The sequence below is a fragment of the Aestuarium zhoushanense genome (assembly GCF_056431045.1).
This window is the reverse complement of the sequence record NZ_JBWKMA010000023.1, coordinates 641,383-665,472: the sequence shown is the minus strand read 5'-3', so window position 1 is coordinate 665,472 and position 24,090 is coordinate 641,383. Positions and strand designations below refer to the sequence as shown.

Here is a 24,090-nt window from a genome sequence, read left to right as displayed (position 1 = left end):
AGAGAGAAGGCTGTCCGGCGGGTATTAGACCTTAAGTTGATAAACTAAAGTCGAATACCACTCATTTTAAACGGTGATTTTGCCCTGAAGTTGGCGCCACCGCGTAGCTTTCGCTTCAATCGGCTGAATCAGAAGATATTCGATCAACAGCATGATCACGATGAACGCACCAGAATAGGCCAACACGCGCGCCACATCGAACATCTGGAAATAGAGGTGGATTTGAAACCCTATCCCGTTTGATCGACCCAAGAATTCGACTACGAGCACCAGTTTCCAAATGATGGCCAGCCCGTTTCGCGCACTCGCCGCCATGAACGGGGCCAACTGAGGAAGCACCACATGGCGCAACCTCTGCATCGGGGACATTCCAAACACCTTCGCCATTTCGGCGACTTTTCGATCCATCGCCCGCGCACCTTCGCGCAGAGTCACGATCACTAGTGCCGTTTTGTTAAAAGCAACCGCGATGATCGCGGAAAGGTCGTTCAAACCGAACCACAGGTAACACAGAACGATCACGACCAAGGCCGGGAGGTTCTGCGCGAGGATAACCCATGGCTCTGCCCATCTGTTCAACCGCGGCAGCGTGCCCAGCATCACCCCAATGATCGAACCCAAAACCATCGCAGCCACAAAGGCAGCAGCGACACGTTTGAGCGTTTGCCAGAGATGATAGGGCAAACGCCCCGAGTCGATCTCGGATACTATAAGTTTGAAGACAACGATCGGATCGGGAAAAATCCTTGGCGTAGCGTAGATCATGCTGACCACCCACCATAGCGCGATCATTCCCGCTAGCGATCCAGCGAGCACGGCCAAGCGTGAGAAAAGTCCCGTCATTTGAGGCATCACAGCCCTCCCTACGGCTCACCATTTCGCGGCAGTGGGGCCCAAGTCAACAAAGCCAAGCGCAGGTCGAGACTTAGGTCGTATGGGTCAAACCTCAGCGCATGCATAATGTTTCGCCATGCGCTTGATGTTGAATGCCCTTAGGTCGCTTTTGGTTGTGCTGCTGATGATCCTCTTCAGCACGCAGATCACGCACGCCGAAACCATGACCCGAGAACAGATGTCAGAATACGTCAGTGCTCCAATGGCGCTGGGCGACCCCGTGAATGATCGCGGTGTTTGGGAGTTGCTGAACTCTGGTGGAGCGCACGTTGGCTACGTGTTCGAAACTGGAATGCTTGCCCCGCTGCCGGGCTTTGCCGGCGAACCGATTAACATGTTCGTCGCCATCGACCTCGAAGGGCGGTTCATTGATGTACGTCTTATCTCTCACCACGAACCCATTTTTGTATCGGGGTTGGGCGAGGCACCACTCCGCGCGTTTCTGGAACAATATAGGGGGCTATCGATCTCTCAGCCCATCGTGGTCGGCACGCCCTATGGCAATGCATCGGACGGATCGGCTCTGGTATATTTGGACGGCGTGACCAAAGCGACGGCCAGCGTCCGCATTGCACATGAGTCGATATTGGCCGCCACGCGCACAGTTGCGCAGGAAAAGATGCAAGGCGTTGCCTCGGTCCCGCCCGCCACACCAAACATGACCTATCATGAGGACCTAGACTGGCCGCGCCTTATCGAAGAAGGATTGGCACAGAACATCCGTGTGACCAACGCGGAAGTAGAAGCAGCGTTCGAGGGCACCCCCTTTGCCCGCACTGACGCCGAAGCTTTGTCCGATCCAGATGGTGCGTATCTGGACCTTTGGATGTTGGACATCGGACCACCTACAATTGCCCGAGCAGCATTGGGCCAAGACACCATCGATCAACTAGATGTCCTACAACGCCTAGTGCCGTCTTCCGAGATGATCCTACTTATTGAGAACGGACGGCACGGTCTGGTCGGGCCTGATTTTGTCCGAAACACCTCACCCGACTGGGTATCAGCAACACAAGATGGTTTACCGGTCCAATTGCGTGACGCAGATGTCTCGGTCGATCTCACCACTGGTGGCCCAGATGGTTTTGCGATGATCCTGCGAACGGATCGTCGCCTCGGGTTCGACCCCTCACGCGATTGGGTTCTCCACATTGACGCCCTTCGAGAACGCGGCGTTTTCCAGCCCGAGATTGGTCGCATCACATTGGACGCGGAATACATCGCTGCGCCTCGGTTCTTTATCAGCAACACGGGTCAGCCGATTGAAACGTCACCTCTGAAAGAAGCCCTTCGCAACCGCCAGGCCGACCTAATTATCGGAGCAATTTTCATCACGGTTCTGCTAGTCGTCCTAGGCTTCGGGCAAAGCTGGATCGCAAGAAAGGCGCGCCTCACACCAGTCCGACTTTCGATCCTTGCATTTATTACCGTGTTCGTCGGTTGGTGGGGACAAGGTCAGCTGTCGATCGTGACAGTCACAGGCGTATTGCAGGCCCTCGTCAAAGATCAGTCGATGGAGTTTCTTCTCTACGATCCATTCTCATTGCTCATTTGGGGTGCCGCAATCGTTGGATTTGTCCTTTGGGGCCGCGGATTGTTTTGCGGCTGGTTATGTCCGTTCGGCGCCCTACAAGAATTCGCACACCACCTAGGGCGATTGCTAAGGCTCCCTCAGGTCAAGGTGCCAGATCGTTGGGACAGTCGGCTCAAATGGGTGAAGTTCTTAGTGCTCGGAACCTTGATCGGCGTTGCCCTCTTTGCACCTAGCTACAGTGTGAAAGCCGCAGAAGTTGAGCCATTCAAAACGGCAATCTCCGTCTTCTTTGTCCGCAACTGGTATTACGTAGCCTACGCTGTGTTCTGGCTGTTGCTCGGGATGGTGATCTTTAAAGGGTTCTGCCGTTATGTCTGTCCGCTCGGCGCCTTCATGGCCATTGGCGGCCTGCTACGCGGTCGCAACTGGATCGAACGCCGTGAGGCCTGCGGATCGCCATGTCAATTGTGCAAGGTCCGCTGCAACTACAATGCGATCAAAAAGGACGGTGCGATCTCATACTCGGAATGTTTCCAATGCTTGGACTGCGTTCAGATTTTTGACGATCGCAAACAGTGCGTTCCACTGATCCTCGCTGATCGCAAAGGAGCAAAACCATGATCACCCGCCGCCGTGCTCTCAAGATTTTTGCTGCCGCCGCAACCGTGCCCACCGCATCCTTCGCACAGGATCGACGCTATGCGCTGGGCGCTGATGTTTCGATGAACTTGCGTGGGCCAGATGAAATCACCGGCGCGGCTCGCACAGCTGCATGGGCTGAAATTGATCGCATAGAAGACCTGTTTAGCCTCTACAAAGAGTCCGATTTGACTCGACTGAACCGTGATGGAGTGCTCCGCAATCCTGCGCCCGAGTTCGTTGAATTGCTTCGGCTATGTGACACGATCCACAACGCAACAGGCGGTCGGTTCGATCCCACCGTTCAACCCCTTTGGCTGGCTCATGCTCGCGGGGGCGACGTTGCCGCCGCGCGTGGCAAAACGGGGTGGCACAGGGTCGAAGTTGCAGATGATGTGGTTAGGATAGCTGACGGACAATCCCTCACGCTGAACGGCATCGCGCAGGGTTATGCAACGGACCGAGTGGCTAAAGTGCTCAAGGATCATGGCCTAACGCATGCGCTGGTCAATATTGGGGAATACAACGCCCTCTCTGGCCCTTGGCAGCTCGGGCTTTCTGATCCAGCGTTTGGGCAACTCGGCCAATTCACCCTCACCGACCGTGCGACCGCGACCTCAAGCCCAGCAGCCATGAGGCTTCCCGATGGCACAGCCCATATCATTGATCCGACGGGGGCCAGCGACATTCCACAGTGGTCGACGGTTTCTGTGTGCGCACCCAGTGCAGCAATTGCCGATGGGCTATCGACAGCGCTTTGCCATGCAACGGCTGTCGAAATTCCCCTGATAGCTGCGCGTCTCGACGTGCCACTCACGATCCGCCTCATCGATCTATCTGGCAACCTTCGCACCCTTTAAAACAGAAAGGCCCCCGTTTCCGGAGGCCAATCTTACCCAGAGGTAGTTGGGTCTTACTTTGCTGCGGCAACCGCGCGCTTGGTCATCACCTTAATCAGGTGAGCGCGATATTCTGCATCACCATGAAGGTCATTGATCAAGCCATCAGCCGACGCTGTCAGGCCTTCGACCGCATCTGCAGAGAAGTTCGCAGACAGCGCAGCCTCGGCCTCCGTCCAGCGGAATACACCATTTTCAGATGCGCCTGTCACAGCAACACGAACACCGTCCGCGTATTTGGCAACGAACACACCAACGAGGCTAAAACGCGATGCAGGCTGAACGAACTTCTGGTAGTTCGCTTTTTCCGGCACTGGGAACTTCACCGCTGTGATGATTTCGCCTTCGTTCAAGGCAGTGGTGAACAGACCTTGGAAGTAGTCATCCGCAGCGATCTCGCGGTTGTTGGTGACGATAGTCGCACCCGAAGCAAGCGCCGCAGAGGGGTAGCACGCCGACGGGTCGTTGTTGGCCAACGAACCACCGATTGTGCCACGGCTACGGACTGCTGGGTCACCGATATTTGCCGCAAGAGCAGCAAGTGCTGGATATGCTGAAGCCTCAGCTGCGACGGTGGCATGAGTTGTCCCACCGCCAATGGTCAGGGTTCCGCCATCGGCGCAAACCCCTTTCATTTCGTCGATCGCCGTAAGGCTGACCAGCGTAGCGGGTGACGCCAAACGTTGCTTCAGTGTTGGGATGAGAGTCTGGCCCCCACCCAATGCCTGAGCCTCATCACCAGCAAGGGCGGCGACGGCTTCGGCCACGGTTTTGGGACGGGTTACGTCAAATGCATACATGATACGTCCTCCTCTTACTGGTTGATTGCTTTCCAGACGCGGTGAGGCGTCACGGGCATGTCGATGTGCGGAACGTTCTTACCACCAGAGGCAAGAGCATCGATGACGGCGTTCACAACTGCAGGCGGGGAACCGATGGCACCAGCCTCACCACAGCCTTTCACACCCAGCGGGTTGTGAGTGCACGGTGTGCAGCAGGAATGGTCTACGATGTAGAACGGAACATCATCTGCGCGCGGCATTGCGTAGTCCATGTAGGACGCCGATTGCAGCTGACCGTTTTCATCATAAACCGCTGCTTCGAGAAGGGCCTGACCAATACCTTGAGCGATACCGCCATGGACCTGACCTTCCACGATCATCGGGTTGACCACGTTGCCGAAGTCGTCCGCCGCAGCGAACTTCTCGATCGTGACTTTGCCGGTTTCGGGATCAACTTCGACCTCACAGGCATAAGCGCCCGATGGATAGGTAAAATTGGCTGGATCGTAGAACGCGGTTTCTTCGAGACCTGGTTCGATATCTTCCAACGGGTAGTTGTGCGGGACATAGGCTGCGAGGGTAACGTCACCCCATGCGCACTCTTTGTCCGTACCAGCCACGCTGAATTTACCGTCCTTCAGTTCGATGTCTGCCTCGGATGCTTCCAGAAGGTGAGCCGCGATCTTTTTCGCCTTGCGAATGACCTTTTCAGCAGCACGCACCATCGCGGAGCCACACACAGCGAGCGAACGGGAACCATAGGTACCCATACCGAACGGGATCTTAGACGAGTCACCGTGAACGATGTCCACTTGGCTTTCGTCGATACCGATCATCTCTGCGATAACCTGCGGGAAGGTGGTTTCGTGACCCTGACCGTGGCTATGCGCACCGACCATGACCGAAATCGAACCCGTTGCGTTCACACGAACTGTTGCCGCGTCATAGAGACCTGCGCGCGCACCCAACTGACCAACGAGGTTGGACGGCGCGATACCGCATGCCTCGATGTAGCAGTTCACGCCCAGACCACGCCATTTGCCTTTGGCTTCAGACGCTTTGCGGCGAGCTTCGAACCCAGAGATATCCATGATCTCTTCCATACGGTCCATCGTCGCAATGTAGTCGCCAGTATCGTATTCCACAGCAACTGGAGTTGCATATGGGAACTGTGTGATGAAGTTCTGACGACGCAGCGCAATCGGATCAACGCCGAGTTCACGAGCCGCCTTATCGACCAGACGCTCCAGCTGGAACGTCGCTTCAGGACGACCAGCGCCGCGGTATGCGTCGACTGGAACCGTGTTGGTAAAGACCGCCTTAACGTTCACATAGATCAACGGGGTTTTATAGTTGCCCGCCATCAGTGTGCCGTGGAGCCATGTCGGAACCGACGGTGCAAAGGTGGACAGATATGCGCCCATGTTTGCGTAGGTGTCCGTGCGGATCGCCATGAAGTTGTTGTCAGCATCCAGCGCCAGTTCGATCTTGGTCTTGTGGTCGCGACCATGAGCATCCGACATGAACGCTTCGGAACGGGTCGAGGTCCATTTCACCGGACGACGGATTTGACGCGATGCGAAGGTAACAAACGCCTCTTCCGCATAATGGAAGATTTTTGTGCCGAAGCCACCGCCAACGTCAGGAGCAACAACACGCAGTTTGTGCTCTGGGATGCCCAGAACAAACGCGCCCATCAAAAGACGGATAACGTGCGGGTTCTGCGAGGTGGTGTAGAGCGTCGATTCATCGTTCGCTTGGTTATAGTCACCAACAGCAACACGCGGCTCCATCGGGTTCGCGACCAAACGGTTGTTGATCAGCTCAAGCGTGGTGACGTGAGCCGCTTTTTCAAACGCTTCGTCAACTGCTGCCTTGTTTTCTTCAACAAAACCCCAATCGTAGCAGAGGTTCGAAGTCAGTTCGTCGTGAACTTTTGGCGCATCGGGAGCGAGTGCAGACACCATGTCCACAACAGCAGGAAGCTCTTCGATGTCGAGGCCAATTGCTTCGGCAGCGTCGCGCGCTTGCTCCTTGGTTTCAGCGACAATCGCTGCAATCGGATCGCCGACGTGACGGACCTTACCACGTGCCAGAACGGGGTGACCCGGTTCCTGCATCGGTTGGCCGTGACGGTCAGTGACCTGCCAACCGCACGGAAGACCGCCAACGCCTTCGAAATCCGCACCGGTGAAGATACGAACAACGCCCGGCATGTTTTCGGCGTCAGAAGTGTCGATCGATTTGATGATGCCGTGTGCAACATCGGACCGCAGGAAATGCACGTATGTTTGGCCATGCAGGTTTATGTCGTCTGTGTACTGACCTTTACCGGTCAGAAATCTTACGTCTTCGCGCCGCTTTGGGCTGGCGCCGATACCATGATCTTTAGGCATTTATTCCTCCCTAGACTGTTGTCGACGCCGCTTATTCAGCAGCGATTGCGCTTACGTCCTGACCGCTGGCCGCCATGATCGCCTTGACGATGTTATGGTAGCCTGTGCAGCGGCAGATATTGCCTTCAAGGTGATGACGGATCTCAGCCTCGGTGGGCTTCGGGTTCACCTTCAAAAGCGACGACGCAGCCATGATCATACCCGGAGTGCAGAAACCGCACTGTAGGCCGTGATGCTCTTGGAAGGATGCCTGCAGGGCCGACATTGTGCCGTCTGCATTGCCCATACCTTCAATGGTGGTAACCGTCGCGCCGTCAGCTTCGAGCGCGAACATGGTGCAGGACTTCACCTGAAGCCCGTCAACATGCACGGTGCACGCACCACACTGCGAGGTATCGCAACCAACGTGGGTTCCTGTCAGTCGCTGTGCATCACGTAGAAAATCTACGAGTAGCGTCCGACCTTCAACTTCCCCGCTTACGGACTTGCCGTTCACGGTCATTGTGACTTTGGTCATGTTTCTCCTCCCTGAAACGATTGGGCTCAGCCGCCAAAAGTGCGTTTAAGCCAGCCTTTCTTCACTTCTGTCTCGGTCGCTCCTTCTTCGACGGCTCCGCTCTCCTCAGCGGGGCCTTCGACGACCGATTGGAATTTCGTAAAAAATTCGTCTGCCAATTTGCGGGCAACACCATCGATGATCCGACTGCCAAGCTGGGCAATCTTACCGCCGATCTTGGCCTCGACATCATAGGTCAGCTCTGTGCCGCCTTCGACTTCGGCAAGACGCACCTTTGCGCCACCTTTGGCAAAGCCAGCGGGACCACCTTTGCCTTCACCACTAATGGTACAGCTCTCGCCTTCGACGATATCGGTCAACTGAACCGCGCCCTTAAAGGTCGCCTTCACCGGACCGATTTTTTGGACAACTGTCGCCTCGAAACCTTCTTCAACTGATCCCGCCATTTCCTGACAGCCTGGGATGCAATCTTTCAGAACTTCGGGATTCAGCAATGCGGTCCAAACCTCATTCTTGGGTGCATTGATCACGCGGGAATCAGAAAGTTCCAAGGTTTCCTCCATCTTTATGCACCCAAGCTAAGCCGATGGGCGCTAACATTCATATAAGACTAAAGGGCTAGACCCTAACGTTCTGGGGCCAAAAAGGTCAGCCCGTAGTTTTCAAAAATCTGCTCAATCCGACCGTCGTCCAAAGCAGCGACAATGGCATCATCTACCGCGTAACTGAGAGGACGGTACGACATGTGGACCGCAACACCAACAGTCCATTTACCGACGGCGAAATTTGGTAAAGGCGGAGCGTATACTTCTGTCTCATCACTCGCCCAATGTTCCAAACGCGCCAAAGGCCCCATGGCCGCGCGTACGTCACCCGCGTCAATCGCTTGCACTGCATCGCCTACATCAGGGTAACGATGGATATTCGGAGCCGCAGCCATTCCCAACAAGTTGGTTAGGTAGAAATCAGCGATGGTGTCATTTTCCACCCCAACTGGGTCAAAGCGGAAATAGGGCGGCGTTGGCTGACTGTCCTCATAGAACACTGGATCGTATGCGATGCCGATCGTGTCAGCGTAGACCTGCCCCGTAAACGTCACCTGTTCGACCCGACACCCAAGATCGCTGTTGTACGGAATGTGCATCATCACATTCGCAACTGCGCCGCCAACTACGGGACCTTTCCAAATCCAGTTGCGCAGATCAGCTTCGACGTTTTCGCCCGAGGTCACGTATTTAAAACGCGGTTCGACGCCCAGCGCTTCGGCGATCAGACGGGCGATCTCGACGTCTACACCACGATCTTCGGCACCGTCTTTCCAGCTATAAGGAGGAAGGTCTTCGTAAACGGCGAACTCGATCCACCCACGTTCAACAATCGTGTCCAGATCTGCCCCAACATAGTCGCGAGCCGTATTTTGGGGACGTGCGCTCGGCGCGTAGTCTTCGCACCGAGCATTCGCAAAATTGGCCGACCCGATTGCGAATGCAATCGCTAGTATGGAACGCGCGAGAGCGGATCGGCTTTTAATCATCAGTGCGCCGCCGACAGACCAACGGTTAGGATTTCGCCTGCGTGTTTGTAGCTCTCAGGCGTATCGCTGATAGAACGCGCTGCTTCCCATGCGATGGACACAGCCACAGGTGCGCCGGACAGGGTTTCGATGCTCGACGCAATCTCATTGAGTTCGGTTTGAATAGCGGCCGCATCGCCGTCACCACCCGTGGACATCGACATGAGCAGGTCACGCAACTCCATCAAACGGGGCGCTTGATCTGTGACCATGACGTCATCAGGACGAGTTTCGATATAGGTGCGGATCGCCCAGCCCGCTTTCTGACCAAGGATTTCACCGAACGCAGGCATCTTTGTCGTACCGTTTTGGGTGTACCCGTGTTGGAAGCGCTCAACGAACCACTCATCGCCGTATTCTTCAGCTTCAAGGAAACGGAGGTCCGGAGCAAGACCACCAGAAATCACGCCGAGGCCGTGGCAACGTGCGCAGTTCTGGTTGTACCCCGACGAGCCGATCTCAACAGCCTTGAGCCATACTTCGTCACCTGCAGCTTCAGCGCGGTACGGGTTCTCACTCAACCATTCGTCACCCACATCTGGCAGAGCATCGGTATTAATTGGCTGGGGCGCCACGTCGCCATGAGCATGTGCCAGTGCCGCAACTGCGATGAAGCCGGCTGCGAAAATCGACGTCTTGCGTGACGTTTTCATGAGTGTTCCTCCTCGAACGCATGTTTGGCGATCTGATTGCCATGCTCTCGTCCCACTAATCTATGCGACCTTGGTTTAAGGGGAGCCACGACGATAGTCGTATTCGCCTCACTTCTCTGAGGCCCTAGGCTGCGGTGAGGGAGGATCGCTATGAAGACCGTAACGCGCACATTTTGCGGGCTTTTTGCGCTTTGCTTGGCAGCGCCTGTCGTTGCCGAGACCGTTGTGAATATTGCCTATCTGCGTCAAGAAATTGACAGGCCACCTGTTTTATCGAACCTCGATGCCGTCCCCGAAGACGAAGGAATCGCCGGTGCTTTTGTCGGGCTAGCGGACAACATCACCACGGGGAAATTCCTCGGCCAGACTTTCACGCTGGATATTCGCAGCGTTCCTGTGGGCGGTGATCTTGTGGCAACCGCCAATGAAATTCTGGCATCCACCGACCTCATTTTGATTGATGCGCCCAGCGCAGAAATGACCCAGATCGCTGATCTGGAGGCGGCGCAAGACGCCCTGTTCTTTAACGTATCGAACTACGATGACGCGCTACGGGACGACGGATGCCGAACAAACCTGCTGCACACACTACCAAGTTACGCAATGCGGTCGGACGCTCTTATGCAGCTCCTACAATCACGGCGGTGGACCGACCTCGTGATGGTGTCGGGCACCCATGAGCCAGACATCGCATTCGCAAACGCTTTGCGGCGGTCAGCAACTAAATTCGGCCTGCGTATCAGAGATGAAAAAGAATGGGTTTTCGACGCGAATATGCGCCGCGCCGCCAGTGCCGAAGTGCCTTTGTTCACCCAAGATTTTCACAACCACGACGCGATGCTCGTCGCCGATGAAACGGGCGACTTCGCGCGGTATCTACCGTTCAATACCTGGGAGCCCGTGCTTTTGGCCGGGTCCGAAGGTGCACAACCCGTCGCATGGTCCCCTGTGATGGAGCAATGGGGCGGTGTTCAGCTTCAGAACAGGTTCGAAGAGTACGCAGGCCGCTCGATGCGTTCGGTCGACTACGCTGCTTTCGCCGCCATCCGCACCATCGGCGAAGCTGTCACGCGCACAGGATCAGATGATGCCTCCGTCTTGCGCGACTACATCTTATCGCCCGAATTTGAACTCGGCGCATTCAAAGGCCGTCCGCTTTCGTTTCGGGATTGGAATGGCCAAATGCGTCAGCCGATCCCTGTCGTCCATGCTCATGCGGTCATCGCGGTGCCCCCGATGGACGGCTTTTTACACCCAGTTAACGAGCTAGACACACTCGGGATTGATAAACCCGAGTCCCGATGCTCAGCGTTTAAGGAGTAATTTATGAAAAAGATTTTGATCCCCGCCTTACTGGCGGCAAGTCCTGCAATGTCTGGTGAGATTTGGGTCACCAATGAACACGACGACACCGTCAGCGTCATCGATACGGAAACCTACGAAGTCACACGCACGATCGAGGTAGGCGAACGCCCCCGCGGGATCACATTCTCCAAGGATTACTCGGTCGTTTATATCTGCGCATCTGACAGCGACACAGTTCAGGTTGTCGACCCTAATACAGGTGAAATCCTACACGATCTGCCCTCTGGCGAAGACCCCGAACAATTCGCGCTGCACCCCGACAATCGGCACCTCTACATCGCCAACGAAGACGATGCGATTGCCACCGTAGTCGATGTCGAGACCCGCAAAGTCATCGCCCAAATTGACGTAGGCATTGAACCAGAAGGTATGGCAATTTCACCTGACGGTTTGATTGCCATTACGACCTCTGAAACGACCAATATGGCGCATTGGATCAACACAGAAACGCACGAACTGTTCGCGAACACTTTGGTCGATAGCCGTCCTCGTCACGCAGAATTCACCCATGATGGAAGCCAGCTTTGGGTAAGCTCGGAAATCGGCGGCACCGTGACTGTGTTTAACGTGGCCGACCAATCGGAGATCGCGAAAATCACGTTCGAGATCTCAGGGGTTCACCCTGATAATATCCAACCTGTCGGATTTGAATTTACCGAAGACGGTGAAACGGTATTCGTAACCTTGGGTCCGTCTAACCATGTCGCGACGATCAACGCGAAGACGTTTGAAGTCGAAGACTACATCCTCGTGGGCCGCCGCGTTTGGCACATGGCATTCAACGACGACAACACAGAGCTTTACACCACCAACGGCGTCTCTGGGGACGTCACGGTGATTGATGTTGCAAGCCGCACACCGATCCGCACAATCAAGGTCGGTCGGTTCCCTTGGGGCGCAGCATTTCGACCGACTGAGTAAAGGACGACTAAGTGAGCGCTCTCCGCGTCAGTGATCTGCACTACCGATACGGCTCGAAGGTGGCGCTAGATGGCGTCAGCTTTAGCATCGATGAAGGCCGGTTTTGTGCCCTCCTCGGACCGAACGGAGCAGGGAAATCCACGCTTTTTTCCCTGCTGACGGGATTATTGGCAGCTCCGCAAGGTGGAATCGCGATTGCAGGTCATGACATAAGAACCCAGCCGAGAGCCGCGCTCGCTCAGATGGGAGTAGTCTTTCAACAAACCACACTCGACCTTGATCTGACGGTCGCGCAGAACTTGCGGTATTTTGCGGCGCTGCATGGGTTGTCAGGTCAAACGGCAGCAAAGCGTATTGATGAAGCCCTTGATCGTTTGGGCATGCGGGAACGTGCATCCGAGAAAGTCCGCGCCCTGAACGGCGGCCACAGACGGCGGACAGAGATCGCACGAGCGCTACTTCATCGACCTGCGGTTATGCTGCTGGATGAACCAACGGTTGGTCTCGACGCTCCAGCCAGAGCCGCGATCACGAGCCACGTTCATGATCTCTGCGACGACACACAAATGACGGTTCTATGGGCGACACATTTGACCGACGAAGTCCGCCTGACCGACGATTTAGTTATCCTTCATAAAGGCGAGGTTTTGGCATCTGACACCGCTCACAGCATCGCCGATGACCGCCCCCTGCAGACTGCCTTCCTCGAAATGGTCGGTGAGACAGCATGATCTACTTCAACGCCCTCATCGCCATTATTCAACGCGAGGCGCTCCGCTACATCGGTCAACGCGAGCGCTTTGTTGCGGCCTTGGTCCGTCCATTGGTCTGGCTTTTGGTCTTTGCAGCAGGATTCCGCGCGGCGCTCGGTCTCTCGATCACGCCGCCCTACCTGACCTACATCACCTACGAGATTTACATCATCCCCGGACTGTGCGGCATGATCCTGCTGTTCAACGGGATGCAGTCGTCACTATCGCTGGTCTACGATCGTGAAATGGGATCGATGAAGGTGCTGTTAACGGCCCCTCTGCCGCGTTGGTGGTTGCTGTTCTGCAAGCTGGTCGCAGTTGCGATCATCAGCATCCTACAGTGCTACACCTTCCTTCTTATCGCGGGAATCTACGGCATTCGGATGCCCGCCTTCGGGTACATCACCGCATTCCCCGCCCTATTGGTAGGCGGGTTGATGCTAGGCGCCTTAGGCCTCGCGCTCTCATCGTTCGTGAAGCAGCTAGAGAACTTTGCAGGTGTGATGAACTTCGTGATCTTCCCGATGTTCTTTCTGTCCTCGGCTCTATACCCACTCTGGAAAATGGCCGAGGCGGGCCGTTTGTTGCACGACATTTGCGCTGTAAATCCCTTTACCCAAGCCGTCGAATTGGTCCGATTTGCCCTCTATGCGCAATTCAATTTGCCCGCTCTAGGGTGGAGTCTCCTTGCGACCGCTGCATTTCTCGCACTGGCCATCTGGGGATACGACCCTGCCCGAGGTATGATCCGCAAAAAGGGCTGACGCCGATCTACGACCATAGGAAGGGCGACTTTTCTTGGGGTTTTCGCTAGTCTCAACGGATAGGGAGGACGACGCATATGTTTAAGTTTGCTTTCATCATCGCAATTCTCGTGACACCCGTCTTGGCCGAAGAAGATGATCTATCGCTCTACGGAGACCTTAACCGAGAAGAACTAACCATGGATCGTATCCTCGAGGATATGAGCCGCGGCGAGACTTCGATGACAGGCTGCGCTGCGGGGTATTTGATGACCAAAGGTGGCAACCATGACAGCGCCCGCCTTACTTTTGAGACCTGCGCTGATGCTGGCTATTCCGCCGCGATGTCTTGGATGGCCTACATGGAGGACAACGGGTTTGGTGGCGACGGCTACATCGACCCCGAGGCCGCAGCAGAATGGAACCGTCAAGCCGCCGAAGCGGGCGATCCAGTCGGCATGTTTAACCACGGCATCGATTTGATGCGCGGCTGGGGCGTCGAACAGGACAGCGAGGCAGGCAAAACATTTGTTGATCAAGCCGCATCGCAAGGCGTCGAAATTGCTCAGCGCCTACGTGGCGCAGACTATGATCTGAATGAAATTACACCTGACGCGGACAACTGGAAATTCTCACCGTTGTTCTAAACGACCACTGCAGGGCGGCCATCCAGCCGAACGATGCGGTCCGCCAATCGTTCAGCTTCGCGCTCTTCATGTGTGATCAGAAGTGTTGCGGGCTGATCATCGGCCCTGAGCTTTTCAAAGAGCGTCATCATCTCTTCGGCCAAGGACGGATCAAGCGACACGAACGGTTCGTCCATCAGCAGGATATCAGGACGCAGGGCGAAGGCCCGAGCGAGTGATAGCCTTCGCTGCTGCCCGAGGCTGAGTTGATCAGGGAAAAGGTCAGCTTTGTCCGCCAATCCCACTCTGGCCAAATGATCCAAGGCATCGCGTTCGGAAATGCGCGTGGCGAGGCATAGGTTCTGCACCAAGGTTCGCCAGCGCAGTAAGGTCGGCTCTTGAAACACGACGGCGGGGACACCGCGCAATCGGACTTTTCCGTGATAGCCAGACTCAAGCCCCGCAATGATCCGCAGCAATGTCGTCTTACCGATCCCAGATGACCCCGTCAGAGCAACGGTTTCACCTCGCGCCACCTCGAGAGCGAGCGCGCCGAGAATTGGCGTTCCCCTAATAGCGAAACCGTCCAATTCGACCGCCAAAACGGCCGAGCCCGCCAAAGCGGGCTCCATTGTTTTTCTGAGAGTGGACGCCACTTCTTAGTTCCGTGGCTGAAGGAATATGCCCGAAGGCATTTCAGTCATGTCACCCACCAACTCTGCACCACCAAGTTCAATCATAAGCGCCATCATCCGCGCCGCGGCTTCTTCATCAACTGATCCAGCAGCAGGAATACCCGCGATGAAGCCCGCCTTGAGAGCTTCGAACTGCTCATCTGACTTCGCGTTCATGCGGTCCCGCAAACGATCCCAAGCAGAGGAATCAGTCGCAAGCAACGCCTTGGCATCGGCAGACGCATCGGCCAGCGCGTAAACTATATCAGGATTTTCGGCGAAAGTCTCACCATGCAATACATAGCCCAACAACGGTGTTTCGGGGTCTAACCCCAACGCCTCTGCGGCCGTCGAAACATCGATCAGACTGTGCATCCCACCCGCTTCCATTTTCGCAGCCCAATGCCAAAAATTGATCGCACCTTGGGTTTCACCTGAAAGGGCCGTTTCGGCAATCAGAGGCGGAGCGCCAAAAACCTGTTCAGTCTGCGCAACGAGGTCCATGCCGTACTCTTGCTTTGCATAGGCACGCAGGATCAGCCAGCTTTTATCGAGAGGCCCACCAGCAATCCCGATTTTTGCGCCGTTCAGGTCGGCCAAGGTCTGTGCTGGGCTGTCGTCTTTGACCAATAGACCACCTACCGCTTTAGAGTATGGAATAAAAACCAGATCAACGCCGGCTGCTTTTTGACGCGCAACCCAGAGCCAATCCGACACGATTACATCTGCTTCACCGCCTAAGAACGCGATCTGAGACGCGTTGCCACCGCCCATGCCTGTCACTTCAAGGTCAAAGCCGTGATCCGCATCGAATCCGTAATGGGTGATCGTGTCCAGCTCCCAGTTCACTGTGCCCGATTCCATGACCGCAGCACGCAAAACTGGGGTTTCGGCAAAGGCCGAAGAGGCTGCAATCACGGCACAAACAGCCGCTGAACCCAGCGTCTTGAGTAAAGTCATTTATTCCTCCCTAGTTGAAGGAACACTATCAGCGCACAGCTTTGCGGAAATACGACCATAGGCGCAATTGCTGCAGCTGCATCTACGACCATAGCTACGACCATGGTGTAATTCCCCTTGGATTAAACGCTCCCAATACTTGCGGCGGGGAGGAAGTGCGGAGTCCATCCGTCCTTCTTAAGACCCTCGAATTCGAGAACGGGAGGAACAGATGAAGCGTTTCATCATGGCCGCGTCGGTCAGCCTTATGGCACTGGCATCAACGCAGGCAACCGCACAGGTCACCGAAGAAGAAGTGGCCAATGACCAAACCATTACAGATCAAATCGTGACCAACGGTATGGGTCGTAACCTTCAGCGTTACAGCCCGTTGGATCAGATCAACACTGACTCAGTTCAGAACCTTGTGCCTGCATGGGCGTTCTCGCTCGGCGGTGAAAAACAGCGCGGTCAGGAAACCCAGCCGCTTGTTTACGATGGCATTATGTATGTCACTGGTTCGTATTCGCGCCTCTACGCGATTGACGTCCACACTGGCGAAGAAATTTGGCAATACGACGCACGTCTCCCCGAAGGTATTCTGCCTTGCTGTGACGTGATCAACCGTGGCGCTGCGATCTACGGCGACAAAATTTTCTTCGGTACTCTCGACGCTCGTCTGGTCGCATTGGACCTGAAATCTGGCGACGTTGTTTGGAACAAGAAAATTGCAGATTACCGCGCTGGCTATTCCTACACCGCTGCACCGCTCATCGTGAACGGCCTCATCATCACCGGTAACTCGGGCGGTGAATTCGGTATCGTTGGCGAAGTCCAAGCACGCGACACAGAAACGGGTGAGCTCGTCTGGACCCGTCCGGTGATCGAAGGTCACATGGGCACCCTGAATGGCGAAGAATCGACCATGACTGGCACGCTCAACGCGACCTGGCCGGGCGACATGTGGAAAACTGGCGGCGGCGCAACGTGGCTCGGTGGTTCGTATGACATTGAAACCGATACGCTGGTCTTTGGTGCTGGTAACCCTGCGCCTTGGAACTCGCACCTCCGCAACGCTGGCACACCTGTCGAAGGTAATGCAGGCGACAACCTCTACGCAGCATCCCGCCTCGGCATCGATCCCGCAACTGGCGAGATCAAATGGCACTTCCAAACGACCCCGCGCGAAGGCTGGGACTTTGACGGTGTGAACGAAGTGGTTGCCTACACCGACCGCGAAGGCAACGACCGCTTTGCAACGGCTGACCGTAACGGCTTCTTCTACGTTCTGAACCGCGAAGACGGTGCGTTTGTGCATGCAACGCCATTCGTGCGTGACATCTCGTGGGCTTCGGGCATCGATGAAAACGGTCGTCCGATTTACAACGAAGACAACCGTCCTGGTGACCCGAGTGCAGCATCTGACGGCGACAAAGGCGAAATGGTCTTTGCTGTTCCATCGTTCCTCGGTGGTAAGAACTGGATGCCGATGGCCTATTCTCAGCGTACCGGTAACTTCTACGTTCCGTCGAACGAATGGGGCATGGATATCTGGAACGAGCCTGTGACCTACCGCGAAGGCGCTGCCTACCTCGGTTCGGGCTTCACCATCAAACCACTGTTCGAAGACTACATCGGTTCGCTTAAAGCGATCGACCCAGATTCGGGCGATATCAAGTGGGAATACCGCAACGAAGCTCCGCTCTGGGGTGGTGTTATGACCACGGCTGGCGGTCTGGTTTTCTTCGGCACACCTGAAGGCAAGTTCATCGCACTGAACGACGAAACTGGCGAAGAAGTTTGGTCCTTCCAGACTGGTTCGGGCATCGTTGGTCAGCCTGTCACTTGGGAAATGGACGGCGCGCAGTATGTGTCGGTCGTATCTGGCTGGGGTGGCGCTGTTCCGCTCTGGGGTGGCGAAGTTGCAAACCGTGTAAACTACCTGAACCAAGGTGGCATGGTTTGGACATTCAAACTCGCTGGCTCCTAATCTAGCCAATATGAACTTTTGGAACGCGCCTTCGGGCGCGTTTCTTTGTTTTTGACATAAGACCTTTGTGTCGTAGGAGGATGGCCGCTACCCTGTTAGCCTAGTGTTCCGATAACTCCGGACTCTGACCATGTATCCTTTACGCGCAATGCCCATGACAAACACTTTCGCAACCGCCCTGATCATCGACGACCACCCGCTCTTTTGCGATGCGTTGTCCATGACCCTGCGGACCGTTGCTGCCATTCAGCAGATTGATACGGCAGAGAATCTCGAAACTGGCCTTCGGAAAATAGCGAACGGCGCTACGCCTGACGTCATTGTCTTGGATCTGAATTTGCCAGACGTGAGCGGCCTGGATGGCCTCATCCGCCTGCGCACAGCCGTGCCGATCACACCTATTGTCGTTGTGTCATCCATGGCTGACCATCGAATGATTGGGTCCTGCATTCGTGCGGGTGCTACGGGGTTTGTCCCCAAACATAGTCAGCGCGATGTGTTCCGCATGGCATTCGACAAAATCGCACGTGGCGAACGCTACGTCCCCGAAGGGGTTCCGCTCGACACAGACCCAAACACACCGCTGACCGACCACGAAGAGGCCATTGCCCGCTTGTCTCGCCTGACACGCCAACAGGCCCGCATTCTTCAGTTGATCTGCGAAGGAAAACTCAACAAACAGATCGCTTATGATCTGACAATTGCCGAAACTACGGTAAAAGCACACGTTACGGCGATCATGCGCAAACTGGGTGTCCAAAGTCGCACACAAGCGGTTTTGATGGCACAGGAGGCCAGCTTTGCATCTGTCTTGCACGACATGTCCTGACAGGCATACGATCCCTTCGACTCGCCACCCGCGTGGGTCGATTAGCCAAGGAGGGGGGCTATGGGAGGAAGCGGGAAGTCGTTGCTAAATGCAGCGACTCATCTGACAGGAATAGTGAAGTCGGCACAGGTACCTTGTGACGCTAAAGATCCTATTGCAGCACTCAGCGACGCATTGGGCGATGGTCCTTTTGCGCTAGTCATTCTGTTTGCGAGCCCCTGTTCGGACTTTAAATCCGTCGTTGCCGAAGCAACGCAAGCGTTACCAACCGAGCATGTGATCGGGTGCACCACCGCAGGCGAGCTTGGTCGGGGTGGTTATGACGAAAAGACTATTGTAGCGATGGGTCTTCCCGCATCCCATTTCGCGGCTGCACCGATGTTGATCCCAGACCTTGAGGACCTCGATCAACAGGAAATCGTCGGACAAATGATCCGCACGCGGACCATCCTCACCTCGCAAGCACCAGAATGGCAGCATGAATTCGCATTCCTCGCCGTCGATGGCCTGTCTGTCAAAGAGGACGAAGTCGTTTCTGCAATTTCAAGCGGACTAGGTCCTGTCCCTCTGTTTGGAGGATCGGCAGGTGACGGCGATCGATTTGGCGCCACGCTTGTGTCACTGGATGGGCAGGTCCATGCCCACGCGGCTGTTTTGTGTTTCGTCCGCACGATTTGTCCTGTCCATGTGTTTAGCCTCGATCACCTGAAACCAACCGAAATTCGCATGGTCGTGACAGAGGCCGACCCGAAACGCCGGATCGTCCGTAAGATCAACGCAGAGCCCGCCGCGCGCGAATATGCGCGGCTCCTCGGCAAAGACCCTGAACAACTGTCCGCCTTTACCTTTGCAGCCCACCCCGTGGTCGTGCGCTTTGGCGGCACGCACCATGTTCGCGCCATCCAGCGTGTCTTGGACAATGGGGACTTGGTGTTCTTCTCAGCCATCGACGAAGGGCTGGTCCTCGCGCTTGCCGAACCAGAGGACATGGCCACCCACTTGGAACGGGAACTCAATGCCATCGGAAAAGGCCGTAAACCTGATGCGATTTTTGCCTGCGATTGTATCTTACGACGGGTAGAAGCGCAGGAAAAACAGGCGACGACGGCTTTGTCCCAGATTATGGCGAACAATCGCGTCGTTGGGTTCTCCACCTACGGCGAACAGATCAACAGTATGCATGTGAACCAAACGATGACAGGGGTGGCGATTTTCGCGCCGGATGGTGAATGACACCCAATTCGCTCACTCTGATCGACCTATCTGAACCTATTGAACGGCAGCGAGATAAGCTGCTGAAAATCTGTGATGCACTGATGCAGCGTGTCGAACAGAACCACGACGACCGCAGCGCGGCATATACCCAGTTCCAGCGTGCGGTCCTTTTGGAAGAGCAGGTACGCGAACGCACGCGCGACCTTGAACATGCGCTCGACCTTTTGAACGAATCCAACGCGCGGCTCGCAACGGCGAACCTCGAAACCGAACGCGCCCGCTCTGACCTCGCTAACGCGATTGAAACGATCCAAGAGGGCTTTGGTCTTTTTGACTCGGACGGGACACTCATTATGTGCAACAGCCGTTTCGGCATGCACATGCCCGACATTCGCAGTCAGTTGCGCCCTGGGCTTAGCTTTAACGACTATGTCGGGATGGTGAGCCGTAGCCGATACCTCCACCTGCCCGACGGTTCATCCGCCGAGGCATGGGTGGCGCAACGGATGCTGCGCCACGGCGAAGAACATGTGATGTTCAACGTCCGCATGATCTGGGATCGCTGGGTTCAGGTGAGCGAACACCGAATGGCTGGTGGGCAGACCGTGGTCATGCAGACCGACATTTCCGACATCATTCGGATGGAGCGGATGGAGCGTGGTCGTCTGATGGATGATCAGGCGAAACTGATCCGCGCAACGCTCGAACACATCAACCAAGGCGTCGGCATTTTTGACCACAATCAGCGGCTTGTGGGGTTCAACCAACGGCTTGCGCACCTCATGTCCATCCCCCTGACCCAAATTCGGATCGGACTGGATTTCGAAATCATTCTCAAACTCATCGAGAACGATATCACAATCGAAGGTGATGTGACGGGTGGTGGTTTGATGCGCTGGGTCACGCGGACCGACCCGCGCCCGCCGCTCAGGTTCGAATTTAAACGCGGTGAAACCCGGTGGTTTGACCTCTTTGCGGAAGAGATGCCCGACAAAGGCTTCGTGATTTCGATCACCGATATCACCGCTGAAAAAGATGCGGCTCGCGCGCTGTCGCTCGCCAATGAATCGCTCGAACAGCGCGTGACGGAACGCACCCTCGAACTCGAAGATGCACTGGCAGTAGCGGAACGGGCGATTGCATCACGCTCACGCTTTGTGGCGGCGGCATCGCATGACCTTCTGCAACCACTGTCCGCTGCAACGCTCTATTTGTCGTCAATCGGCGAGGAACTCACCGATCCACGCCACAGTGAAGTCGTGAGCAAAGCGCAGAATGCGCTGACCTCTGTCCAAGACATCATCGAAGCCCTCTTGGACATTTCCAAACTAGAGTCAGGACGTGCTGCGGTCGATATTCACCAGATCGATCTGGGTGCACTACTTCGCCAGCTGAGAGACGAGTTCGAACCAATTGCTGCGAAAAAAGGACTACGGCTCAAGGTCCTGCCCTCTGATCTGAGGGTCAAATCAGATGCGACCTACATACGACGCATTCTTCAAAACCTGATTTCCAACGCAGTTCGCTACACCAACGAAGGCACGGTTCTGGTCGGCACCCGCAGAACACGTCGTTCGGTGCGGGTCGAGGTATGGGATACGGGGCCGGGGATTCCAGCCTCTGAACACGAAACGATTTTCAAGGAATTCCATCGCCTCAACGCGCGATCCTCTGCATCCGAGGGCCTCGGTCTTGGCCTGGCCATCGTGGACCGCGCATGCGCATTGTTGCGACATCCGCTGACGGTCGAGTCGACTGAGGGCAAAGGCACTGCCTTTAAGGTCACAGTCCCGCTTGCCGACGACACAACACATATTCCGCCATCACGGCTCTCCGTGCCCGCTCAAACGGCATGGCGGCACGACGGGCTTGTCGTTTTGCTCGTCGAGAACGATTTGGACATGCGCCGCGCGTTAACGCTGCTGTTGGAAAAGTGGAACGTAGAGGTTCTCGACGTATCATCGGGCGAAGAAGCCGCCCGATTGATCACTGAAATCGACCTCGCGCCCGATGCGATGCTCATCGACTTCCAGCTGGATAATGGTGAATTGGGAACCGATGTGATCAAGCGGTTGCGCAGCCTTATTGGGCGCGTTCCAACACGCCTGATCACGGCAAATCGAAACATCGATGTGCAAGCCTTAAGCGCGAATATCGGCGTTGAGGTTTTGAATAAACCGATCGATCCGATCTCGCTTCACCTGTTTCTCGAAACGGCCGGGTCGAGGAATTAAGCATCGTATCCGCGGTCAATCTCGCAGAATTTCACGACGGCCGTTTCCGAACCCGATGCCTTGTGTTGACGATGCAAAACATCATAGGCGCGATGGCGTTTTGTCTGACGATCAATGACCAAATAGGCCCGAACACGCGGCGCTTCCAAACGGGTTTTGGGATGATCGGTGATATGTCGTTGCATGGCATTCTCCTCCTATCGGGATCACGCCATACCATATTTTAGCGCGAAATGCGATCCATAGCCCATTGGGCAGCGTCCGAAACAGTGGCGTCGGGGTCTGAACTCAATGGCGTAACGAACGGAATGTAGGCAGCATCCCCCGTATTTCCGATCGCATACAACACGTTACGCACAAATCTGTTTCGCCCAATGCGTTTGATTGGACTGCCCGAGAACTTTGCCCGAAACGCAGCGTCGTCCAGCAAAACCAGCTCGGCCAGATCAGGCGCGATCAAGTCCTCACGGGCGGCATATTTGACCTCCCGCGCCTCAACCGCGAATTTGTTCCATGGACAGGCGGCAAGACAATCATCGCAACCGTAAATCCGATTGCCGAGCTTTTCCCTGAGGTCGAGGTCAACCGGCCCACTGTGTTCGATGGTTAGATATGAAATGCACCGCCGTGCATCGAGTTGATACGGCGCGGGAAACGCATCAGTCGGGCAGGCCGTGAGGCACGCGGTGCATGACCCACAGTGGCTTTGCTCTGCAGCATCAGGCTCGAATTCAATCGTCGTGAAAATCGCACCGAGGAAGAACCAACTCCCTAACTCGCGACCCAAGAGGTTCGTGTGTTTGCCTTGCCACCCAAGACCCGCCGCCTGACCGAGCGGCTTTTCCATCACGGGTGCTGTATCGACGAAAACTTTGATCTGTTCGTCAGGGTAGTGCGATAGCAACCAGCGACCGACGGCCTTTAGGCGCTTTTTGACGACGTCATGGTAGTCTCGGTTCTGGGCATAAACGCTAATCGCAGCCTTATCGGGCTGCCCCACGACCGTCATCGGGTCATGGTTCGGCGTATAAGCTTCGGCCAGCATGATGACCGACTTGGCCTCGGGCCAGAGCGCCGCTGGATTGCCACGCCAGTTCATACGCTCGGCCATCCAAGCCATTTGACCATGACGACCCTCGTCCACAAAAACCTGCAGACGATCCGCAATTTCAGGAACTGCATCAGGCCGACACACACCCATTGCCGAAAAACCGGCATCAATGGCGTAGGCCTTTAGCTGATCCTTAGAAATCAAGGTTTGCATACTGCGGTGACTGCGGAAAACCAGGGATGTTATCCGCGAGGATCGATCGGAACGCTGGGCGCGATTTGATCTTTGCGTACCAGTCTTTCACCACCTCAGAACGGTTCCAATCCACATCAGACACATAGTCGAGGCAGGACAGGTGCGACGCAGCCGCGAAATCGGCCAAGGACAATTCATTCCCAGCCAACCAGCGGCGTTTTTCCAGCAACCACGTCATGTAGTCCAAATGATACTTGATCGCTTTGGCGCCTGCTTTGACGTTTGAGCTATCAGGATAACCTGTGCCCATCAGTTTGCGGAACACACGTTCGCCCATCAGCTTGGATGTGACTTCGTGATAGAACTTGTCATCGAACCACGACACGATACGGCGCACTTCGTATTTGCCGTCCGCGGTGCGCGGCATGAGTGCTGGTTCAGGAAATGTATCTTCGAGGTACTCGCAAATCGCCATGCTCTCGGTCAGCATTTTGTTGCCCATCTTCAAAACGGGCACCTTGCCCGCGGGGTTGCGGCGACGGAATTCAGGATCTTGTTCCCAATACCGTTCTTCAACCAGTTTAACCTCTACCTTCTTTTCACCAAGGCAGAGTCGCACTTTGCGGGAAAATGGGGACAGGGGAAAATGATACAGTACGTTCATCACTA

General features: G+C 55.6%; 23 protein-coding genes. 11 read left to right on the top strand and 12 right to left on the bottom strand.

The window, feature by feature from the left end:
• Positions 1 to 66 precede the first annotated feature (66 nt).
• A complete protein-coding gene (locus tag AC07ED_RS14975; RefSeq protein WP_245918092.1) occupies positions 67 to 852 on the bottom strand; it encodes an ABC transporter permease in 786 nt (261 codons plus the stop codon).
• A gap of 118 nt (positions 853 to 970) precedes the next feature.
• Between AC07ED_RS14975 and AC07ED_RS14970 the strand changes: the two genes are divergently transcribed.
• The gene (locus AC07ED_RS14970; protein ID WP_478242373.1) at positions 971 to 3,049 is read left to right on the top strand and encodes a 4Fe-4S binding protein; all 2,079 of its coding nucleotides are present in this window, start codon (positions 971 to 973) and stop codon (positions 3,047 to 3,049) included.
• On the top strand, positions 3,046 to 3,927 hold the full coding sequence (locus AC07ED_RS14965; protein WP_105236114.1) for an FAD:protein FMN transferase: 882 nt from the start codon (positions 3,046 to 3,048) through the stop codon (positions 3,925 to 3,927). Before AC07ED_RS14970 ends, AC07ED_RS14965 begins: the two co-directional genes overlap by 4 nt.
• Before the next feature lie 53 nt (positions 3,928 to 3,980).
• Here AC07ED_RS14965 and AC07ED_RS14960 read toward each other — a convergent pair whose 3' ends face one another.
• The 6 genes from AC07ED_RS14960 to pedF form a co-directional block, all read right to left on the bottom strand.
• On the bottom strand, positions 3,981 to 4,766 hold the full coding sequence (locus tag AC07ED_RS14960) for an FAD binding domain-containing protein (RefSeq protein WP_105236115.1): 786 nt from the start codon (positions 4,764 to 4,766) through the stop codon (positions 3,981 to 3,983).
• 14 nt (positions 4,767 to 4,780) lie between these two features.
• The gene (locus AC07ED_RS14955) at positions 4,781 to 7,144 is read right to left on the bottom strand and encodes a xanthine dehydrogenase family protein molybdopterin-binding subunit (RefSeq protein WP_105236116.1); all 2,364 of its coding nucleotides are present in this window, start codon (positions 7,142 to 7,144) and stop codon (positions 4,781 to 4,783) included.
• A gap of 31 nt (positions 7,145 to 7,175) precedes the next feature.
• Entirely contained in the window at positions 7,176 to 7,661 is a 486-nt protein-coding gene (locus AC07ED_RS14950; protein ID WP_067552651.1) for a (2Fe-2S)-binding protein, read from the bottom strand.
• Positions 7,662 to 7,687: 26 nt separating this feature from the next.
• Entirely contained in the window at positions 7,688 to 8,212 is a 525-nt protein-coding gene (locus AC07ED_RS14945; RefSeq protein ID WP_105236429.1) for an SRPBCC family protein, read from the bottom strand.
• A 74-nt stretch (positions 8,213 to 8,286) separates the two neighbouring features.
• On the bottom strand, positions 8,287 to 9,195 hold the full coding sequence (locus AC07ED_RS14940) for a substrate-binding periplasmic protein (protein WP_105236117.1): 909 nt from the start codon (positions 9,193 to 9,195) through the stop codon (positions 8,287 to 8,289).
• Positions 9,195 to 9,887 carry a cytochrome c-550 PedF gene (gene pedF, locus AC07ED_RS14935; protein WP_105236118.1) on the bottom strand — a complete coding sequence of 231 codons (693 nt, stop codon included), beginning with the start codon at positions 9,885 to 9,887 and terminating at the stop codon, positions 9,195 to 9,197. Before pedF ends, AC07ED_RS14940 begins: the two co-directional genes overlap by 1 nt.
• 150 nt (positions 9,888 to 10,037) lie before the next feature.
• On the opposite strand from pedF, the gene AC07ED_RS14930 reads away from it, so the two are divergent.
• The 5 genes from AC07ED_RS14930 (at position 10,038) to AC07ED_RS14910 (ending at position 14,315) form a co-directional block, all read left to right on the top strand.
• A complete protein-coding gene (locus AC07ED_RS14930; RefSeq protein WP_105236119.1) occupies positions 10,038 to 11,210 on the top strand; it encodes an ABC transporter substrate-binding protein in 1,173 nt (390 codons plus the stop codon).
• Positions 11,211 to 11,213: 3 nt separating this feature from the next.
• On the top strand, positions 11,214 to 12,173 hold the full coding sequence (locus tag AC07ED_RS14925; RefSeq protein ID WP_105236120.1) for a YVTN family beta-propeller repeat protein: 960 nt from the start codon (positions 11,214 to 11,216) through the stop codon (positions 12,171 to 12,173).
• An 11-nt stretch (positions 12,174 to 12,184) separates the two neighbouring features.
• Positions 12,185 to 12,904, top strand: a complete 720-nt coding sequence (locus AC07ED_RS14920; protein ID WP_105236121.1) for an ABC transporter ATP-binding protein — start codon at positions 12,185 to 12,187, stop codon at positions 12,902 to 12,904.
• Positions 12,901 to 13,689: an ABC transporter permease gene (locus tag AC07ED_RS14915; protein ID WP_105236122.1), complete on the top strand. Its 789-nt coding sequence runs from the start codon at positions 12,901 to 12,903 to the stop codon at positions 13,687 to 13,689. The genes AC07ED_RS14920 and AC07ED_RS14915 overlap by 4 nt, the downstream gene beginning before the upstream one ends.
• Before the next feature lie 77 nt (positions 13,690 to 13,766).
• Entirely contained in the window at positions 13,767 to 14,315 is a 549-nt protein-coding gene (locus AC07ED_RS14910; RefSeq protein WP_105236123.1) for a tetratricopeptide repeat protein, read from the top strand.
• On the opposite strand, the gene AC07ED_RS14905 is transcribed toward AC07ED_RS14910, so the two are convergent.
• Both AC07ED_RS14905 and AC07ED_RS14900 read right to left on the bottom strand, forming a co-directional pair.
• On the bottom strand, positions 14,312 to 14,926 hold the full coding sequence (locus tag AC07ED_RS14905; protein WP_105236124.1) for an ABC transporter ATP-binding protein: 615 nt from the start codon (positions 14,924 to 14,926) through the stop codon (positions 14,312 to 14,314). The two genes, AC07ED_RS14910 and AC07ED_RS14905, sit on opposite strands and share 4 nt — an antisense overlap.
• 27 nt (positions 14,927 to 14,953) lie before the next feature.
• On the bottom strand, positions 14,954 to 15,928 hold the full coding sequence (locus AC07ED_RS14900) for an ABC transporter substrate-binding protein (protein WP_105236125.1): 975 nt from the start codon (positions 15,926 to 15,928) through the stop codon (positions 14,954 to 14,956).
• A 211-nt stretch (positions 15,929 to 16,139) separates the two neighbouring features.
• On the opposite strand from AC07ED_RS14900, the gene AC07ED_RS14895 reads away from it, so the two are divergent.
• The 4 genes from AC07ED_RS14895 to AC07ED_RS14880 all read left to right on the top strand — a co-directional run bounded on the left by AC07ED_RS14895 (position 16,140) and on the right by AC07ED_RS14880 (position 22,175).
• Complete coding sequence (locus tag AC07ED_RS14895) at positions 16,140 to 17,897, top strand: PQQ-dependent methanol/ethanol family dehydrogenase (protein ID WP_105236126.1); 1,758 nt, start codon at positions 16,140 to 16,142, stop codon at positions 17,895 to 17,897.
• A gap of 154 nt (positions 17,898 to 18,051) precedes the next feature.
• Entirely contained in the window at positions 18,052 to 18,726 is a 675-nt protein-coding gene (locus AC07ED_RS14890; protein ID WP_245918094.1) for a response regulator, read from the top strand.
• A 60-nt stretch (positions 18,727 to 18,786) separates the two neighbouring features.
• Complete coding sequence (locus AC07ED_RS14885) at positions 18,787 to 19,959, top strand: FIST N-terminal domain-containing protein (protein WP_105236127.1); 1,173 nt, start codon at positions 18,787 to 18,789, stop codon at positions 19,957 to 19,959.
• The gene (locus tag AC07ED_RS14880; protein WP_105236128.1) at positions 19,956 to 22,175 is read left to right on the top strand and encodes a PAS-domain containing protein; all 2,220 of its coding nucleotides are present in this window, start codon (positions 19,956 to 19,958) and stop codon (positions 22,173 to 22,175) included. Before AC07ED_RS14885 ends, AC07ED_RS14880 begins: the two co-directional genes overlap by 4 nt.
• On the opposite strand, the gene AC07ED_RS14875 is transcribed toward AC07ED_RS14880, so the two are convergent.
• The 3 genes from AC07ED_RS14875 to fzlA are packed head-to-tail and all read right to left on the bottom strand — an operon-like array spanning position 22,172 to position 24,085.
• Positions 22,172 to 22,360, bottom strand: coding sequence for a hypothetical protein (locus AC07ED_RS14875; protein WP_105236129.1), 189 nt, complete (start codon positions 22,358 to 22,360; stop codon positions 22,172 to 22,174). The two genes, AC07ED_RS14880 and AC07ED_RS14875, sit on opposite strands and share 4 nt — an antisense overlap.
• A 38-nt stretch (positions 22,361 to 22,398) precedes the next feature.
• The gene (gene queG / locus AC07ED_RS14870) at positions 22,399 to 23,439 is read right to left on the bottom strand and encodes a tRNA epoxyqueuosine(34) reductase QueG (protein WP_105236130.1); all 1,041 of its coding nucleotides are present in this window, start codon (positions 23,437 to 23,439) and stop codon (positions 22,399 to 22,401) included.
• A complete protein-coding gene (gene fzlA, locus AC07ED_RS14865) occupies positions 23,420 to 24,085 on the bottom strand; it encodes an FtsZ-binding protein FzlA (protein WP_067552609.1) in 666 nt (221 codons plus the stop codon). Before fzlA ends, queG begins: the two co-directional genes overlap by 20 nt.
• Positions 24,086 to 24,090: the final 5 nt, after the last annotated feature.

Excerpts from the sequence above, each read along its gene's own strand:
- AC07ED_RS14910 (WP_105236123.1), top strand. The coding sequence starts at position 13,767 with ATGTTTAAGTTTGCTTTCATCATCGCAATTCTCGTGACACCCGTCTTG.
- AC07ED_RS14960 (WP_105236115.1), bottom strand. The coding sequence starts at position 4,766 with ATGTATGCATTTGACGTAACCCGTCCCAAAACCGTGGCCGAAGCCGTC.
- AC07ED_RS14925 (WP_105236120.1), top strand. The coding sequence starts at position 11,214 with ATGAAAAAGATTTTGATCCCCGCCTTACTGGCGGCAAGTCCTGCAATG.
- AC07ED_RS14875 (WP_105236129.1), bottom strand. The coding sequence starts at position 22,360 with ATGCAACGACATATCACCGATCATCCCAAAACCCGTTTGGAAGCGCCG.
- queG (WP_105236130.1), bottom strand. The coding sequence starts at position 23,439 with ATGCAAACCTTGATTTCTAAGGATCAGCTAAAGGCCTACGCCATTGAT.
- AC07ED_RS14905 (WP_105236124.1), bottom strand. The coding sequence starts at position 14,926 with ATGGAGCCCGCTTTGGCGGGCTCGGCCGTTTTGGCGGTCGAATTGGAC.
- AC07ED_RS14930 (WP_105236119.1), top strand. The coding sequence starts at position 10,038 with ATGAAGACCGTAACGCGCACATTTTGCGGGCTTTTTGCGCTTTGCTTG.
- fzlA (WP_067552609.1), bottom strand. The coding sequence starts at position 24,085 with ATGAACGTACTGTATCATTTTCCCCTGTCCCCATTTTCCCGCAAAGTG.
- AC07ED_RS14940 (WP_105236117.1), bottom strand. The coding sequence starts at position 9,195 with ATGATTAAAAGCCGATCCGCTCTCGCGCGTTCCATACTAGCGATTGCA.
- AC07ED_RS14885 (WP_105236127.1), top strand. The coding sequence starts at position 18,787 with ATGGGAGGAAGCGGGAAGTCGTTGCTAAATGCAGCGACTCATCTGACA.
- AC07ED_RS14965 (WP_105236114.1), top strand. The coding sequence starts at position 3,046 with ATGATCACCCGCCGCCGTGCTCTCAAGATTTTTGCTGCCGCCGCAACC.
- AC07ED_RS14880 (WP_105236128.1), top strand. The coding sequence starts at position 19,956 with ATGACACCCAATTCGCTCACTCTGATCGACCTATCTGAACCTATTGAA.
- AC07ED_RS14895 (WP_105236126.1), top strand. The coding sequence starts at position 16,140 with ATGAAGCGTTTCATCATGGCCGCGTCGGTCAGCCTTATGGCACTGGCA.
- AC07ED_RS14915 (WP_105236122.1), top strand. The coding sequence starts at position 12,901 with ATGATCTACTTCAACGCCCTCATCGCCATTATTCAACGCGAGGCGCTC.
- AC07ED_RS14955 (WP_105236116.1), bottom strand. The coding sequence starts at position 7,144 with ATGCCTAAAGATCATGGTATCGGCGCCAGCCCAAAGCGGCGCGAAGAC.
- AC07ED_RS14950 (WP_067552651.1), bottom strand. The coding sequence starts at position 7,661 with ATGACCAAAGTCACAATGACCGTGAACGGCAAGTCCGTAAGCGGGGAA.
- AC07ED_RS14975 (WP_245918092.1), bottom strand. The coding sequence starts at position 852 with ATGCCTCAAATGACGGGACTTTTCTCACGCTTGGCCGTGCTCGCTGGA.
- AC07ED_RS14900 (WP_105236125.1), bottom strand. The coding sequence starts at position 15,928 with ATGACTTTACTCAAGACGCTGGGTTCAGCGGCTGTTTGTGCCGTGATT.
- AC07ED_RS14890 (WP_245918094.1), top strand. The coding sequence starts at position 18,052 with ATGACAAACACTTTCGCAACCGCCCTGATCATCGACGACCACCCGCTC.
- AC07ED_RS14970 (WP_478242373.1), top strand. The coding sequence starts at position 971 with ATGCGCTTGATGTTGAATGCCCTTAGGTCGCTTTTGGTTGTGCTGCTG.
- pedF (WP_105236118.1), bottom strand. The coding sequence starts at position 9,887 with ATGAAAACGTCACGCAAGACGTCGATTTTCGCAGCCGGCTTCATCGCA.